Below are 12,938 nucleotides of genomic sequence, written 5' to 3'. Positions count from 1 at the left end.
ACAGACATCACCTATTTTTAAGGAGCGCATTCATGGCTGTTGGTCTTGGTCCTTTGCCCACATTGCACCCGGTTGCCGGTTTTGAACTCGGTATCGCTTCGGCCGGCATCAAGCGTGCGGGGCGCAAGGATGTGGTGGTGATGCGCTGTGCTGAAGGCTCGACCGTCGCCGGTGTGTTCACCCTCAACGCGTTCTGCGCTGCGCCGGTGATCCTCGCCAAGCAACGTGTTGCCGGGCCGATTCGTTATTTGCTGACCAACACCGGTAATGCCAACGCGGGTACCGGCGAGCCAGGACTGGTTGCTGCTGCGCGCACCTGCGCCAAGCTGGCGGAACTGACCGGCGTGGACGCCAGCCAAGTGCTGCCTTACTCCACCGGCGTGATCGGTGAGCCGTTGCCTGTGGAAAAAATCGAAGGCGCCCTGCAGGCTGCGCTGGATGACCTGTCTGTGGATAACTGGGCGGCAGCCGCGACGGGCATCATGACCACCGACACCCTGCCAAAAGGCGCGAGCCGTCAGTTCGTGCACGAAGGCGTGACCGTCACCGTGACCGGCATCAGCAAGGGCGCCGGCATGATCCGCCCGAACATGGCCACCATGCTCGGCTACATCGCCACCGACGCCAAAGTCTCCCGTGAAGTGCTGCACAGCCTGATCCTGGATGGCGCCAACAAGTCGTTCAACCGCATCACCATCGATGGCGACACCTCGACCAACGACTGCTGCATGCTGATCGCCACCGGCAAAGCCAACCTGCCGGAAATTACCTCCGCCAGCGGCCCGCTGTTCGCAGCGCTGAAGCACGCGGTGTTCGAAGTGTGCATGGACGTGGCCCAGGCCATCGTGCGCGACGGCGAAGGCGCGACCAAGTTCGTGACGGTTGAAGTCAACGGTGGCGGCAACCACCAGGAATGCCTGGATGTTGGTTACACCGTGGCCCATTCGCCACTGATCAAGACGGCACTGTTCGCCTCCGACCCGAACTGGGGCCGCATCCTCGCAGCCGTTGGCCGTGCTGGTGTGCCGGACCTGGACGTGAGCAAGATCGACGTGTTCCTCGGCGACGTGTGCATCGCCAGTCGTGGCGCGCGCGCCGAAACCTACACTGAAGCTCAGGGCTCGGCGGTGATGCAGCAGGAAGAAATCACCATCCGCATCGAGTTGGGTCGTGGCGAGTGCAGCGAAACCATCTGGACCACCGACCTGTCCCACGAGTACGTGAAGATCAATGCGGAATACCGCACCTGATAGCCAAGAGGATAAGCGCGGTGAAACGAGTGCATGTAGCAGCAGCGGTGATCCGCGGTGTCGACGGCAGGATCCTGCTGGCGCGCCGTGCCGATACCCAGCATCAGGGCGGTCTCTGGGAATTTCCCGGTGGCAAGGTGGAGGCCGACGAGTCGGTCGCCACGGCGCTGTCCCGCGAGTTGCAGGAAGAGCTGGGTATCCAGGTCACCACGGCACGGCCGCTGATCAAGGTGCAGCATGATTACCCGGACAAGCAGGTGTTGCTGGATGTCTGGGAAGTCTCGGCCTTCACCGGCGAGCCTCACGGTGCAGAGGGTCAGCCGCTGGAGTGGGTTGCGCCTCGAGATCTCATCAACTATGAGTTCCCGGCGGCAAACGCTCCGATCGTCGCTGCCGCGCGTCTGCCGGCCGAATACCTGATCACCCCTGGGGAGTTGGAAAGCCCCACGTTATTGCGTGGCATCCAGAAAGCCATCGCGGGCGGCATCAAGCTGGTTCAGCTACGCGCGCCCAACGGCTACGACCCCAAATACCGTGACCTAGCGGTGGACGCGGTAGGCCTGTGTGCTGGCAAGGCGCAATTGATGCTCAAGGGGCCGTTCGAGTGGCTGGGGGATTTCCCTGCCGCCGGCTGGCACATGACCTCGACACAACTGCGTAAATACGCGAGCAAAGGCCGGCCGCTGCCGAAGGATCGCTGGTTGGCCGCCTCGTGCCACAACGCCGAAGAACTGGCGCTGGCGCAATTGATGGACGTGGATTTTGTCACGCTGTCACCGGTGCAGCCGACCCAGACTCATCCCGATGCGCAACCGTTGGGTTGGGAGCAGGCGGCAGAGTTGATCCGTGGGTTTAGCAAGCCGGTGTTTCTGCTGGGCGGGGTAGGGCCTGCGGAGCGGAAAAAGGCGTGGGAAGCAGGAGCCCAAGGTGTGGCCGGTATCCGAGCGTTCTGGCCACAAGATTGATGTCGCTCTGAACGCATGTTGATCGTTCCCACGCTCCGCGTGGGAATGCAGCCCCGGACGCTCTGCGTCCAAAGCGTGACGCAGAGCGTCACAAGAGGCATTCCCACGCGGAGCGTGGGAACGATCTTCGGTCCTGTCAGTGGGGTTTTGCGGCGGCCTGCCACAAAATCTCGGCAACTCCCTGGCGCTTGGCGATCACCCGTGCTGCAACAAACAGTAAATCCGACAGCCGATTGATATACGCCAACCCAACCCCTTCCAACGGTTCCACCGCATTCAGATGCTGACACCGCCGCTCCGCACTGCGCGCCAGGCTGCGGCACACGTGGGCTTGGGCAATCAGCGCTGAGCCACCAGGCAAGATGAAATTTTCCAAATTCCCCACTTCCTCGTTCCAGCGATCAATCGCCGCTTCCAGCCGATCCACTTCCGCCGCATTCAATGCCTTGTAGACCGGCATTGCCAGTTCACCGCCCAAGTCAAACAGGCGATGCTGGCAAGGTGTCAGCACTTCAATGACATCCTTGAGTTCAGGGTGCTTGCCGCTCTGTTCTTCAAGGCCCGCCAGTAACAAGCCCAGCTGACTGTTTAGCGTATCGACCTCGCCAATCGCCTCCACCCGTGGGTGGTCCTTGGGTACGCGGCGTCCATCGCCGAGGCCGGTTTCGCCCTTGTCGCCGGTACGGGTGTAAATCTTCGACAGGCGAAAGCCCATGGTCAGTGCTCCAGTTGGGTAAATTCAGCGGGGGACATTTGGCTGCCGGCCAAGGGCAGGCGCAAGGTGAAGCAGGTGCCCTGGCCCAGGGTGGAATGCACTTCCATCTGGCCCTTGTGGTTGTTGGTGATGATGAAATACGACACCGACAGCCCAAGCCCGGTGCCCTGGCCGATTTCCTTGGTGGTGAAGAACGGTTCGAACGTGCGTTTGCGCACGTTTTCGCTCATGCCGATGCCGTTGTCTTCCACCTGGATCTCGGCCCAGGGCGGGTTCAGGCGAGTGCGCAAGATGATGCGTCCCGGCTCGCTGTCGCCTTCGCGCAGGTGAATCGCCTGGGCGGCGTTTTTCAGCAGATTGAGCAGTACCTGTTCCAACTCGTTGGCGGTACCGGGCACCGGGCCCAGTTGCGGGTCGAACTGGCGGGTGATCGCCTGGCCCCTGAAGTCAAAGCCAATGGCCAGGTCGAAGTCATTGCCGGCGATTTCCACTGCCTGGTCGATCAGCGCCGGCAAGTCGCAGGGTGCCATCTGCCGATTGCTCAGGCGGCTGAAACTGAGCATGTGCGTGACAATTTTCGCCGCCCGCGCACCGGCTTGTTGGATACCGTCGAGCAATTTCGGCACTTCGCGGCCTTGCAGGTAGCGGTTGACCGTCTCCAGTTCGATGCCCGCCTGTTCGGCATGTTCGAGGTTTTTGGGCAGATCGGGCGACAGGCGACGACGGATGTTCTGCACGTTATGCAGGATCGCTCCCAGTGGGTTGTTGATCTCATGGGCCATACCCGCAGCGAGTCCGCCGACGGAAAGCATTTTCTCCGACTGCACCATCATTTCTTCAAGGGACAGGCGCTGGGTAATGTCATCGATGCGGATCACCACGCCACGCCCGGCACCGCCTGTCAGCGGATAGAACGTCAGGGCGTAATGCCTGGGCTCATCGTCCTTGATCCAAGTGACACGCTCGATGCGCTCCACCGTATGTTGCTCCACCGTGGCCTTGATCTGCGGCAGGTACGGCTTGAGCGGTTGGAAGGCAAGGTAAATCGGCTGGTTCAGGGCTTCGTCCAGGCGCGTGCCGGAAAGTGCGCTGGCTTCCTGGTTCCACTGCGTGACATAGAGCTGCTCATCCAGTGCGATCAGCGCCGAGGGCATCGAGTCAATGATGCTGTTCAGATAATTCTGAAACCCCGTGAGTTTTTTCTCGATCTTGCTGCGAACCTGGACTTCCAGTTCCAGCTTGCGGTTGGTATGGCGGGTTTCCTCGGCCAGGCCTTGGGCCTGGTCATAGGCGGCCTGGGAGTCGTCGCGCGCGCGCTTGAGCTGCTGCTCGCGGGCTTCGATGCGCGACAGCATGGTGTTGAAGGCCTCAGCCAGGCTGCCGATTTCGTCATGGTTGCCACGGCCGGCGCGCAGGGCGTAGTTCTCTTCGCGGGTCACCTGGCGGGACAGTTCCTCCAACTCGTGAATCGGCCGGGTGATCAGGCGTTTGATTTGCCGGGCGATGATCAGCCACAGCAGCACACTGAAAATCAGGATGCCCAGGCTGGCGGTCAGCGTGCCGGTATAAAAGGCCACCGGCAGCTCACTACTGGCCACCAGCAACAAATGCCCGGAAGGCAAGCCGGGGCGGGGCAGGGTGATCACTTGGTTGCTGCGAAACTCGGTCACGCGCCAGGCTTCGATGTGCCGATAGTTGTCCGGCAAGTGCAGGCGGTCGCCGTGTTGCATCTGCGCCAGGCGGTTGCCTTCAGCGTCGTACAACGCGGCGGCGCGCAGCGGCGAATAGCTGGTCAGCTCATTGAGTAGTGCGTTTGCTTTGTCGGGAGATTCGAGGGCTTCGGCGGCGAGGGCCGGGTTGGATACCAGGCGCCCGATGGCCTGCAACGCCTGGGGCGCCATGCTTTCCTGGGAGATCCAGTAGGCCGCGCTGATAAATGTCAGGTTGGCCACCAGCAAGACGGTGGTCAACAGCACCAGCAGGGCGGCCAGCAACTTTTGCCCAACCGGGAGGTTTTCAAGTCGCTGGCGCAGTGGCATCAGGGTTTTCCGAGGCAATAGACAAGTGGGCAGGGTAGCGCGTGCCTCAGTCGCTGGGCAATCCGCGTGCAATCAACTGCTCGACGAGGCGAGTCTGAACCTGTTGCAGGTGCGGCAGGACCAATTGGTGACGGGCGGCCGCCTGGCAGGCATAGCCCAGCAGGTAGCTGATTTCGGTGCGCCGGGCGTTGGCCACGTCCTGGTACATCGATGAGTAATTGGCGGCCGTGGCCTGGATCACCCGTTCCACTTCACTGTGCAGGTCTTGCGCGGCGGCAGGCTGGCCGCAGCATTCCAGCAGCTCGGTCAATTCGGCGCACAAGGTCGCGACTTCACATTGGTGCGCCTGCAGGCCGCCGTTGCGGCATTGGTACAGCACGGTCAACGGGTTGATGGCGCAATTGAGGGCGAGCTTGCGCCACAGGCGTGTGAGGATATCCGTGCTCCATTCGTGTGGGATTGCGGCGGCGCGCAGGTCATCCAGCCACAGCGGCGGAGTGGGATGGGTCGCGTCCCCCAGCCAGGTGTAGCCATGGCCGGCAAATACCACGCGCCAGTCGCCATCGCGAAACGCGCCTTCGGTGCTGGAGGCAAACATGCAGCGGGCCTGGGGCAACTGCGCGGCCACTGCGTCCTGGCTGCCGAGGCCGTTTTGCAGCAGGACCAGTTCGGCGTCCGGCGCGAGGCGATGTTGCAGCTGTGCGATGGCGCTTTGGGCGTCGTAGGCTTTGCACGCGACCAGCAGGCGATGAATCGGCTCGGGGCTGTCAGGCGTTTCGCCAATCACTGGATAACTATGTTCGACGCCTTGCTCGACCAGCGTCAGCCCTGGACCGGCCTGATAACTGGCCAGGCGCGCATCATTGCGCAGGATCAGCCGCACGGGCACGCCGGCGCGCGCGAGGCGGGTGGCCCAGAGTGTGCCAAGGCTGCCGGCGCCGAGAATATGCCAGGTGGTCGACATCTGTTTTTGCTCCGTGGGATCGCTCACAGTGAACGGGGCGAAAGAACCGTTATAATGCTCCGGCATTTTAGCTTGGGCGCGCTCCATCTCTACTGAGCCCGCCCCTTATATTGGAGAAATGACATGCCTTCGTTCGACGTGGTATCCGAACTGGACAAACACGAAGTCACCAACGCCGTCGAGAACGCCGTCAAGGAACTGGACCGTCGCTATGACTTGAAAGGCAAGGGCAGCTTCGAATTCAAGGAAAAGGAGCTGACCGTCAACCTGACCGCTGAAGCCGATTTCCAGCTGGAAGCGATGATCGAGATCCTCAAGCTGTCCCTGGTCAAGCGCAAGATCGACGCGCAGTGCCTTGAAATCAAAGACGCCTACGCCTCCGGCAAACTGATGAAGCAGGAAGCCGTACTCAAGGAAGGCATCGACAAGGAGCTGGCGAAGAAGATCGTCGCCCACGTCAAGGATGCCAAGCTCAAAGTCCAGGCCGCCATCCAGGGCGAGCAGGTGCGTATCACCGGCAAGAAACGTGACGACCTGCAAGACGCCATCGCGGCCCTGCGCGCCAAGACTTTCGACATGCCGCTGCAGTTCAATAACTTCCGCGACTGATGGCACTTCGGGGAACCTGTGGGCGTTTTTGACGTCCCACGCCCCAGCACCTGCGTCTACCATTGAGCCCTACGGGGCTCAATTGCGTTAGTGAGCAGTCAATCAAGCCGCACACCCGGTAAACAGGAGAATGTAGATGGATTTGAACGCTGAAATGGATCACCTGATCAAGACTTCGCAGTCATGGATCCCGATGATCATGGAATACGGCAGCCGGTTCTTGCTGGCGGTGATCACCCTGGCCATTGGCTGGTGGCTTATCAACCGACTGACCCACCGGGTGGGGCGCTTGTTGGCCATCCGTAACGCGGACCTGGCGCTGCAGCACTTCATCACCAGCCTTGCGAACATCGCGCTGAAAGTCATGCTGGTCGTGAGTGTGGCCTCGATGATCGGCGTGGCAACCACTTCGTTCGTCGCGGCGATCGGTGCTGCTACCCTGGCCATTGGCCTCGCATTGCAAGGCAGCTTGGCCAACTTCGCCGGTGGTGTGCTGATTCTGTTGTTCCGCCCGTTCCGCATTGGCGACTGGATCGAAGCCCAGGGCACATCAGGTACCGTCGACAGCATCCAGATTTTCCACACCGTGCTGCGTACCGGCGACAACAAGACTGTGATCGTGCCTAACGGCATCCTGTCCAACGGCATCATCACCAACACCAACCGTCAGCCTACCCGCAAGGTGGTGTTTGATGTGGGTGTGGACTATGAGGCTGACCTGCAGAAAGCCCGTGAAGTCTTGCTGGAACTGGCGAAAGACTCGCGCGTATTGGCCGACCCGGCACCCGTGGCAGTCGTGTCGACCTTGGGCGATAGCTCGATCACCGTTTCTCTGCGCTGCTGGACCAATACCCCGGATTATTGGGACGTGGTGTTCATGCTCAATGAGCTGGCGCGTGACCGCTTGAAAGCGGCAGGGATTGATATTCCCTTTCCGCAGCGGGTTATTCGTGTAATGCAGGAAGCGGTAGCTAAGTAACGGTGTTTAAGTTGGCCGACAGGCCAGGTTCAATACGAGGGTTTAGTCTAGATAGTTAGCTTGCTAGTTACTTTGCTATGGAAATAAAACTGCAATAAAAAAGCCGCTCCCTTGCAAACAAGGGAGCGGCTTTTTAGTTAAGGCCGAAGCCTTAAGTCATCGTTGTAATCAAACAGCCAGTTACAAGATGTTCAACGGGTATTGCGCGATCAGACGCAGTTCGTCGAGAGAACCCGAGTAAACCTGATCAGACGAGCGATAGGTCGCTTGGCGTACGCGCAGGCTCAGGTCTTTGGCCGGGCCACTCTGGATCACGTATTTGGCTTCGATATCGCGTTCCCACTCTTTGCCGTTGCTAGTGCTGGCGATGTTGGCGCCGGTACCTTTCACGTAACGAGTCATGAAGCTCAGGCCAGGAATACCGAAGGTAGCCATGTTGATGTCGTAACGTGCCTGGTAGGACTTCTCGCCTTCGGCGTTGAAGTCGGAACGGGCGATGGAGTTGGCCAGGAAGATCGTGCCGCCGCCGTCTACGCCGTAGCCGTATTGGCCGTCGCCGCTGACCTTCTGGGCTGCCAGGGTGAAGGTGTGAGCGCCAATGGTGTACGCACCTTGCAAGCTGAACGCGCGGTTGTCGAGCTTGGTAGTGCTGTCTTTGTCAGCACGTACCAGGCCTGCGCCGTCGCTCTTGGTGTCGTAGATGTTGAAGTCGACAGCCACGGATTGGTCGTCACTAAGTGCGTGGGTCCAGTTCACGTTGGCGTAGAGTTTCTTCCAGTAGTCTTCCACTTTGGAGTAGTAGAGGCTGGTGGTGAACTCTGGAGACCAGGCGTAAACACCGCCCACGAAGTTGGCGTCTCGCAGGCCACGGCTTGAGCCAGGCTCGGAGCTGGAGATACTGTCCTTGTAGGTTTGATCTTGGGCAACGATCGAGGTGAAGTGACCGGCTTCCAGTTTCAGGTCTTTGATTTCGTTGCTGGTGATAGAGACGCCTTGCGGCAATTCCGGAAGCAAACGGCTGTCATCGGAAGCGAACACTGGCGCGGTGGTGTATTGATCACCGACCTTCAGGACCGTATTGGAAATGCGGAACTTGACTGCAGCGCCGCCTTTGGAATAGTCGTCCTGCGAACGGCCATCGGAGCCCTCTGGGAACAGACCGGTGCCGGCACGACCCTTGCCGCTGTCGAGTTTGACGCCCAGCAGGCCGATCACATCTACACCGACACCGATAGTGCCTTGGGTGTAACCCGAGCTGAAGAGACCGTGGAAGCCGAGACCGGTTTCCTCTATACGGCTTTGTTCTGCACCTTGGTTACGGCGGTCACGGCTGAAGTACAGGGCACGAGTCAGAATACTGGCTGTGCTGTCCTCGATAAAGCCCTTGGAATCGTCTTGGGCGGACGCCATTGCGAACTGCGAGGTGCCTGCTGAAACAGCCAGGGCGATCATGCTCCACTTCATCACGCGCATCGTGATTTGCTCCTTTGGTTTTAGGAAGAGTACTGCCGTCCCACCTGTATTTTTGTCTGGGCGGCTCTTTCTTTTTTTGTGTCGGCGCAAAGTTATATCACGCAGACCCTATTGACGATACTTGCCTATCTTTCCTTTCAGCTTCTTTACGAGGCTGTCGTAAATTGCTAGCTCCATGTCGCAAATTCACAGCCCGAATGTAACCGGACTGACAACTTCAATGCTGTTTTCAAACCCTCTTACAGTTTGAATTCTTCCTTGGTACGCATTGAAACGCTGCTGTGTTTTATCGCGAAACACCTGCTTCCGCACGGGTGTCGTTGCCGACGATATGAGGTTGAATGCAACAAGCGCGCCCAAACCGATAACCGAATGTCATTTTTTCGTGAAAAGCGTGAAACCAGTGTAAAAACCGCATAAGTACGGGCTTTTTGCGCCGTTTGGTTTGGGCTTGACGCCCGCTCGTAGCACCTGCGAAGTGGGGCATAAATCCTCCGTCTGAGAGAAACGTTACCGGTTGACCCCTCTGAGTGGGTAATCGGCGGATCCCTTTGAAGCACAGGTGAGTCATTTTGGTGCATCCCGTTGAGGCCCGAGTTAGCGTAGCTCAAATAATCGTCTGCCTCGAAAGGGTGCATGTTTTTTATCTGGCCGCGTCGGTATGCCGGCAATCGCCGTGAAGCGCAGAGCATTCGAAGGTATGCTGAGGCCCTGAAACTGACCAGCCGAATGGAGTGCCCGCGGTGTTCGCCTTAGATCAACGCCTGCAAGAAGATACAGTGGCCATCGGGGACTTCCCGCTGTGCCGCCTGCTGCTGTCCAATGACTCGAATTACCCCTGGTTCATCCTGGTGCCACGCATCGACGGTATCAGCGAAGTGTTTCAGCTGGATGTCCTAGATCAACAAACGCTGTGGCAGGAAACCACCACCCTGGCGCAGTTACTTAACAAGGGCTTGGCCGCCGACAAGATGAACATTGGTGCACTGGGTAACGTCGTCAGCCAACTGCATGTGCATGTGATCGTGCGCAGGCGCGATGACGCTGCCTGGCCTGCTCCGGTATGGGGCAAGCACCCGGCGCAGCCTTATACTGAACAACAGGTAGCGGCTATTCGCGCGCGCATGCGTGAGTTGTTACCTGCCGATTTTATTTTTGCGCAGGACTGAACCATGGATTTGCAAGACCGTGTGACGGACCTGGAAAGCCGTCTGGCATTCCAGGACGACACCATTGAAACCCTCAATGACATCCTGGTCGCCCAGCAGCGGGCGGTCGAGCGCCTGCAACTGCAGATGACGGCGCTGCTCAAGCGTCAGGAAGAAATGGGTGGACAGTTCGAGACCTCCGAAGAAGAGGCGCCACCGCCGCACTATTAATTGCCCCGCAATTAATAGCCGCGCATAAAAAACCGCGATCCAGTCAACGCTGGATCGCGGTTTTTTTGCTGCGAAAGCTGGAGTCAGCGACGCGGGAGCGCGGCGATTACATCTTCAGCTTGCAGGCCTTTGTCGCGGTTCATTACGGAGAATTCCACGCGCTGGCCTTCGACCAGGACGCGATGGCCTTCGCCACGGATGGCCCGGAAGTGGACGAAGATATCGTCGCCCGAATCGCGGGAAATAAAGCCGAAGCCTTTGGAGGTGTTGAACCACTTGACGGTCCCGGTATCCCGGTTGGTCATGTCGTAGTTTTGCGACGAGGCCGCAGGGGACGAACGGTAGAAGCTGATGGCCAGATGAAGAACGATGGCGACCAGCGCAATCACCAGGCTGAGCAGGATGGCCGGGTGGCCGCCCACTTCAGGCATAGGTGCCAGGAGGGTGAGGGTTTGAACGACAACGGTCAGTACCAGCAGCGCGCTGACCAGGTTTTGCAGTTGATGACGGGTGCCTTTGTTCCAGTAAGGAATGACAGGTGCGAGCGTCAGGTTAAGAAGGCCGAACAAGGCCAGGTACAGAGCGTCGTGTTGTTGCAGGTAGGGCAGGCTTTCAGGCTGCAGGCTCGGGATAAAGGACAGCAGCAAAGCTGCAACGCCCGTTAGCAGGTGGACGATTTTCAACATTTTGATTGACTCACGTTAAGACGGATCACAAGGAGGAGCTGACTGGCACGGTTCGCTTCTGAACAATAGGAGGCGGTGAGCACGTGCGCGGGTATCAGCCTATGCGCTGGCCGAAGAAAAGAACGGCAGCGACACCCCGTCTATTTAACAGCAAAGGCTGTGCCTACTCAAATCAAGCATTTGCGAGTGTTGCAGGTGAGCAGGGCATTTCTGTGGCAAACGCTTGTCCTAGACAGTTGCGGGCTTTTTGAGCGGTGCCAGAGAAATTTCCTATGGCGCGCAAGGCCTTGCCTGACGCAGGCCGGCGAGCACGAGCGGGGCGATTTGCCGCACGTCGCCAGGGTGTGTCGGGCTGCACAAGGTGGGCACTCTTGCTAGAGTGGTCCTGCACCTGATCAATGAATGCTTGTCAATTGAAGGGGATAAACATGGCAATCGATATCGGTATCAGTGAAGAAGATCGTAAATCCATCGTCGACGGGCTTTCGCGACTACTTTCCGATACTTATGTACTGTACCTGAAGACCCACAACTTCCATTGGAACGTCACGGGCCCCATGTTCCGTACGCTGCACTTGATGTTCGAAGAGCAGTACAACGAGCTGGCGCTGGCGGTGGATTCCATTGCCGAGCGTATCCGTGCCCTGGGTTTCCCTGCGCCGGGTGCCTATTCGATCTATGCCCGCCTGTCTTCTATCAAGGAAGAAGAGGGTGTGCCGAGTGCAGAAGAGATGATCAAGCAGTTGGTGGCGGGCCAGGAAGCGGTCACGCGGACTGCGCGTGGGATCTTCCCGCTGCTGGACAAGGTCAGCGATGAGCCGACAGCCGACTTGTTGACCCAGCGTATGCAAGTTCACGAGAAAACCGCGTGGATGCTGCGTTCCCTGCTCGAAAATCAGTAAATATCGAGTCTGAGCGGCGCCGTCCTGGCGCCGTTTGCTTGTTTCCGCGCATTTCCTGGCGTTGTCCTACGCCTTTCAAATCCACGTCTTCTGGCTAGCTGTTGGCTCCTGCTGTTCTATAGGACCACTGTCCAATGGGAGAACCCATGGGCTGTTGTTTGGCAATGGAGTGTCAGTTGTATGTCACGTGGAGTGGGTAATGGAGTGATGGAAACCTGTGGTTTTCATAAGTTGAAGGTCGACCCCTTTGTTAAAGGGTTCGACATGGGGCTGGCCAGGCCATTGTCCCGATCAGTCAGGCTCAATGGTTTTTCCACCTGTCTGCGTCTGGAACAGATCTATTGGAATATCCTCACGGAAATAGCCAGGATCAATGCCTGCTCGGTCAGCGCGTTGCTGTCTTATGTCGATCGGGAAGTGCACTTGCGTTATGGAGGGGTGAAGAACTTCAGTGGCCTGGTCAGGGTGGTGTGCGTGGTTCACGTATTAAAAGGCCGTGAAGCCTCGTTGGACCCTGGGTAATTCGACAGTTCCGGGGCCGGTCCGCTGTCCAGGCGGGCAAGGCTCCGGGCAGAAAGCCGGCTGCGCTGCCTCGATTTACCAGATATAATCCCGCGCTTTGCTGCGCATGCCCGGGTTTACTCCTTGGGCAAGCGTGGCGCAGTAACGTTCTGATCGCCGAGACATCTCCATGCCCATGTACGACTATCAATGTGCTTCCTGTGGTCATCAGTTGGAAGCCATTCAAAAGATCAGCGCCGCGCCGTTGGTCGATTGCCCGGCCTGCAAGGCGCCGGAGCTCAAGAAGATGTTGTCCATGCCGGGCTTCCGCCTGAGCGGCAGCGGCTGGTACGAGACCGATTTCAAGACCGGCTCGAAGAAGAATCTGGCGGGCGGCGACAAAGCTGACTGAGTTGAACTCTACGCGCAGGCTCCTGCATTATCCGTCCCCTGCTTAAATGTACGGTGACGAGGCA

General features: G+C 58.7%; 14 protein-coding genes. 9 read left to right on the top strand and 5 right to left on the bottom strand.

The window, feature by feature from the left end; all coding sequences use genetic code 11:
• Positions 1-32: 32 nt before the first annotated feature.
• Positions 33-1,250 (top strand): bifunctional glutamate N-acetyltransferase/amino-acid acetyltransferase ArgJ, encoded by a 1,218-nt coding sequence (gene argJ / locus ACR52_RS17855; protein ID WP_048727082.1) that lies wholly within the window; start codon positions 33-35, stop codon positions 1,248-1,250.
• Between the two features lie 20 nt (positions 1,251-1,270).
• Entirely contained in the window at positions 1,271-2,215 is a 945-nt protein-coding gene (locus ACR52_RS17850) for a Nudix family hydrolase (RefSeq protein WP_048727078.1), read from the top strand.
• 136 nt (positions 2,216-2,351) lie between these two features.
• Here the strand turns inward: ACR52_RS17850 and ACR52_RS17845 are convergent, their stop codons facing one another.
• The 3 genes from ACR52_RS17845 to ACR52_RS17835 are packed head-to-tail and all read right to left on the bottom strand — an operon-like array spanning position 2,352 to position 5,933.
• The gene (locus ACR52_RS17845; protein WP_048727076.1) at positions 2,352-2,930 is read right to left on the bottom strand and encodes a cob(I)yrinic acid a,c-diamide adenosyltransferase; all 579 of its coding nucleotides are present in this window, start codon (positions 2,928-2,930) and stop codon (positions 2,352-2,354) included.
• A gap of 2 nt (positions 2,931-2,932) precedes the next feature.
• Positions 2,933-4,969: a sensor histidine kinase gene (locus tag ACR52_RS17840; RefSeq protein WP_048727073.1), complete on the bottom strand. Its 2,037-nt coding sequence runs from the start codon at positions 4,967-4,969 to the stop codon at positions 2,933-2,935.
• 46 nt (positions 4,970-5,015) lie between these two features.
• A complete protein-coding gene (locus ACR52_RS17835) occupies positions 5,016-5,933 on the bottom strand; it encodes a putative 2-dehydropantoate 2-reductase (RefSeq protein WP_048728160.1) in 918 nt (305 codons plus the stop codon).
• Positions 5,934-6,056: 123 nt separating this feature from the next.
• Between ACR52_RS17835 and ACR52_RS17830 the strand changes: the two genes are divergently transcribed.
• The gene (locus ACR52_RS17830) at positions 6,057-6,542 is read left to right on the top strand and encodes a YajQ family cyclic di-GMP-binding protein (RefSeq protein WP_048727071.1); all 486 of its coding nucleotides are present in this window, start codon (positions 6,057-6,059) and stop codon (positions 6,540-6,542) included.
• Between the two features lie 136 nt (positions 6,543-6,678).
• On the top strand, positions 6,679-7,521 hold the full coding sequence (locus ACR52_RS17825) for a mechanosensitive ion channel family protein (protein WP_048727068.1): 843 nt from the start codon (positions 6,679-6,681) through the stop codon (positions 7,519-7,521).
• Positions 7,522-7,701: 180 nt separating this feature from the next.
• Here the strand turns inward: ACR52_RS17825 and ACR52_RS17820 are convergent, their stop codons facing one another.
• Positions 7,702-8,994, bottom strand: a complete 1,293-nt coding sequence (locus ACR52_RS17820) for an OprD family porin (RefSeq protein ID WP_048727065.1) — start codon at positions 8,992-8,994, stop codon at positions 7,702-7,704.
• A gap of 743 nt (positions 8,995-9,737) precedes the next feature.
• Between ACR52_RS17820 and ACR52_RS17815 the strand changes: the two genes are divergently transcribed.
• Together ACR52_RS17815 and ACR52_RS17810 are read left to right on the top strand one after the other, a co-directional pair.
• Entirely contained in the window at positions 9,738-10,163 is a 426-nt protein-coding gene (locus tag ACR52_RS17815) for an HIT domain-containing protein (protein WP_048727061.1), read from the top strand.
• Positions 10,164-10,166: 3 nt separating this feature from the next.
• Positions 10,167-10,373 (top strand): SlyX family protein, encoded by a 207-nt coding sequence (locus ACR52_RS17810; RefSeq protein ID WP_027605535.1) that lies wholly within the window; start codon positions 10,167-10,169, stop codon positions 10,371-10,373.
• An 83-nt stretch (positions 10,374-10,456) separates the two neighbouring features.
• Here ACR52_RS17810 and ACR52_RS31605 read toward each other — a convergent pair whose 3' ends face one another.
• Positions 10,457-11,059: a cold-shock protein gene (locus ACR52_RS31605; RefSeq protein WP_048727057.1), complete on the bottom strand. Its 603-nt coding sequence runs from the start codon at positions 11,057-11,059 to the stop codon at positions 10,457-10,459.
• 428 nt (positions 11,060-11,487) lie between these two features.
• On the opposite strand from ACR52_RS31605, the gene ACR52_RS17800 reads away from it, so the two are divergent.
• The 3 genes from ACR52_RS17800 (at position 11,488) to ACR52_RS17790 (ending at position 12,874) form a co-directional block, all read left to right on the top strand.
• Positions 11,488-11,961 (top strand): Dps family protein, encoded by a 474-nt coding sequence (locus ACR52_RS17800; protein ID WP_003193874.1) that lies wholly within the window; start codon positions 11,488-11,490, stop codon positions 11,959-11,961.
• 180 nt (positions 11,962-12,141) lie between these two features.
• Complete coding sequence (locus ACR52_RS17795) at positions 12,142-12,483, top strand: ribbon-helix-helix domain-containing protein (RefSeq protein WP_048727053.1); 342 nt, start codon at positions 12,142-12,144, stop codon at positions 12,481-12,483.
• A 169-nt stretch (positions 12,484-12,652) separates the two neighbouring features.
• Positions 12,653-12,874: an FmdB family zinc ribbon protein gene (locus ACR52_RS17790; protein WP_048727052.1), complete on the top strand. Its 222-nt coding sequence runs from the start codon at positions 12,653-12,655 to the stop codon at positions 12,872-12,874.
• Positions 12,875-12,938 lie beyond the last annotated feature (64 nt).

The sequence above is a fragment of the Pseudomonas fildesensis genome (genome assembly GCF_001050345.1).
Classification (GTDB): domain Bacteria; phylum Pseudomonadota; class Gammaproteobacteria; order Pseudomonadales; family Pseudomonadaceae; genus Aquipseudomonas; species Aquipseudomonas fildesensis.
The sequence above is the reverse complement of the archived record's forward strand: the minus strand, read 5'-3'. Positions and strand labels throughout refer to the sequence as shown.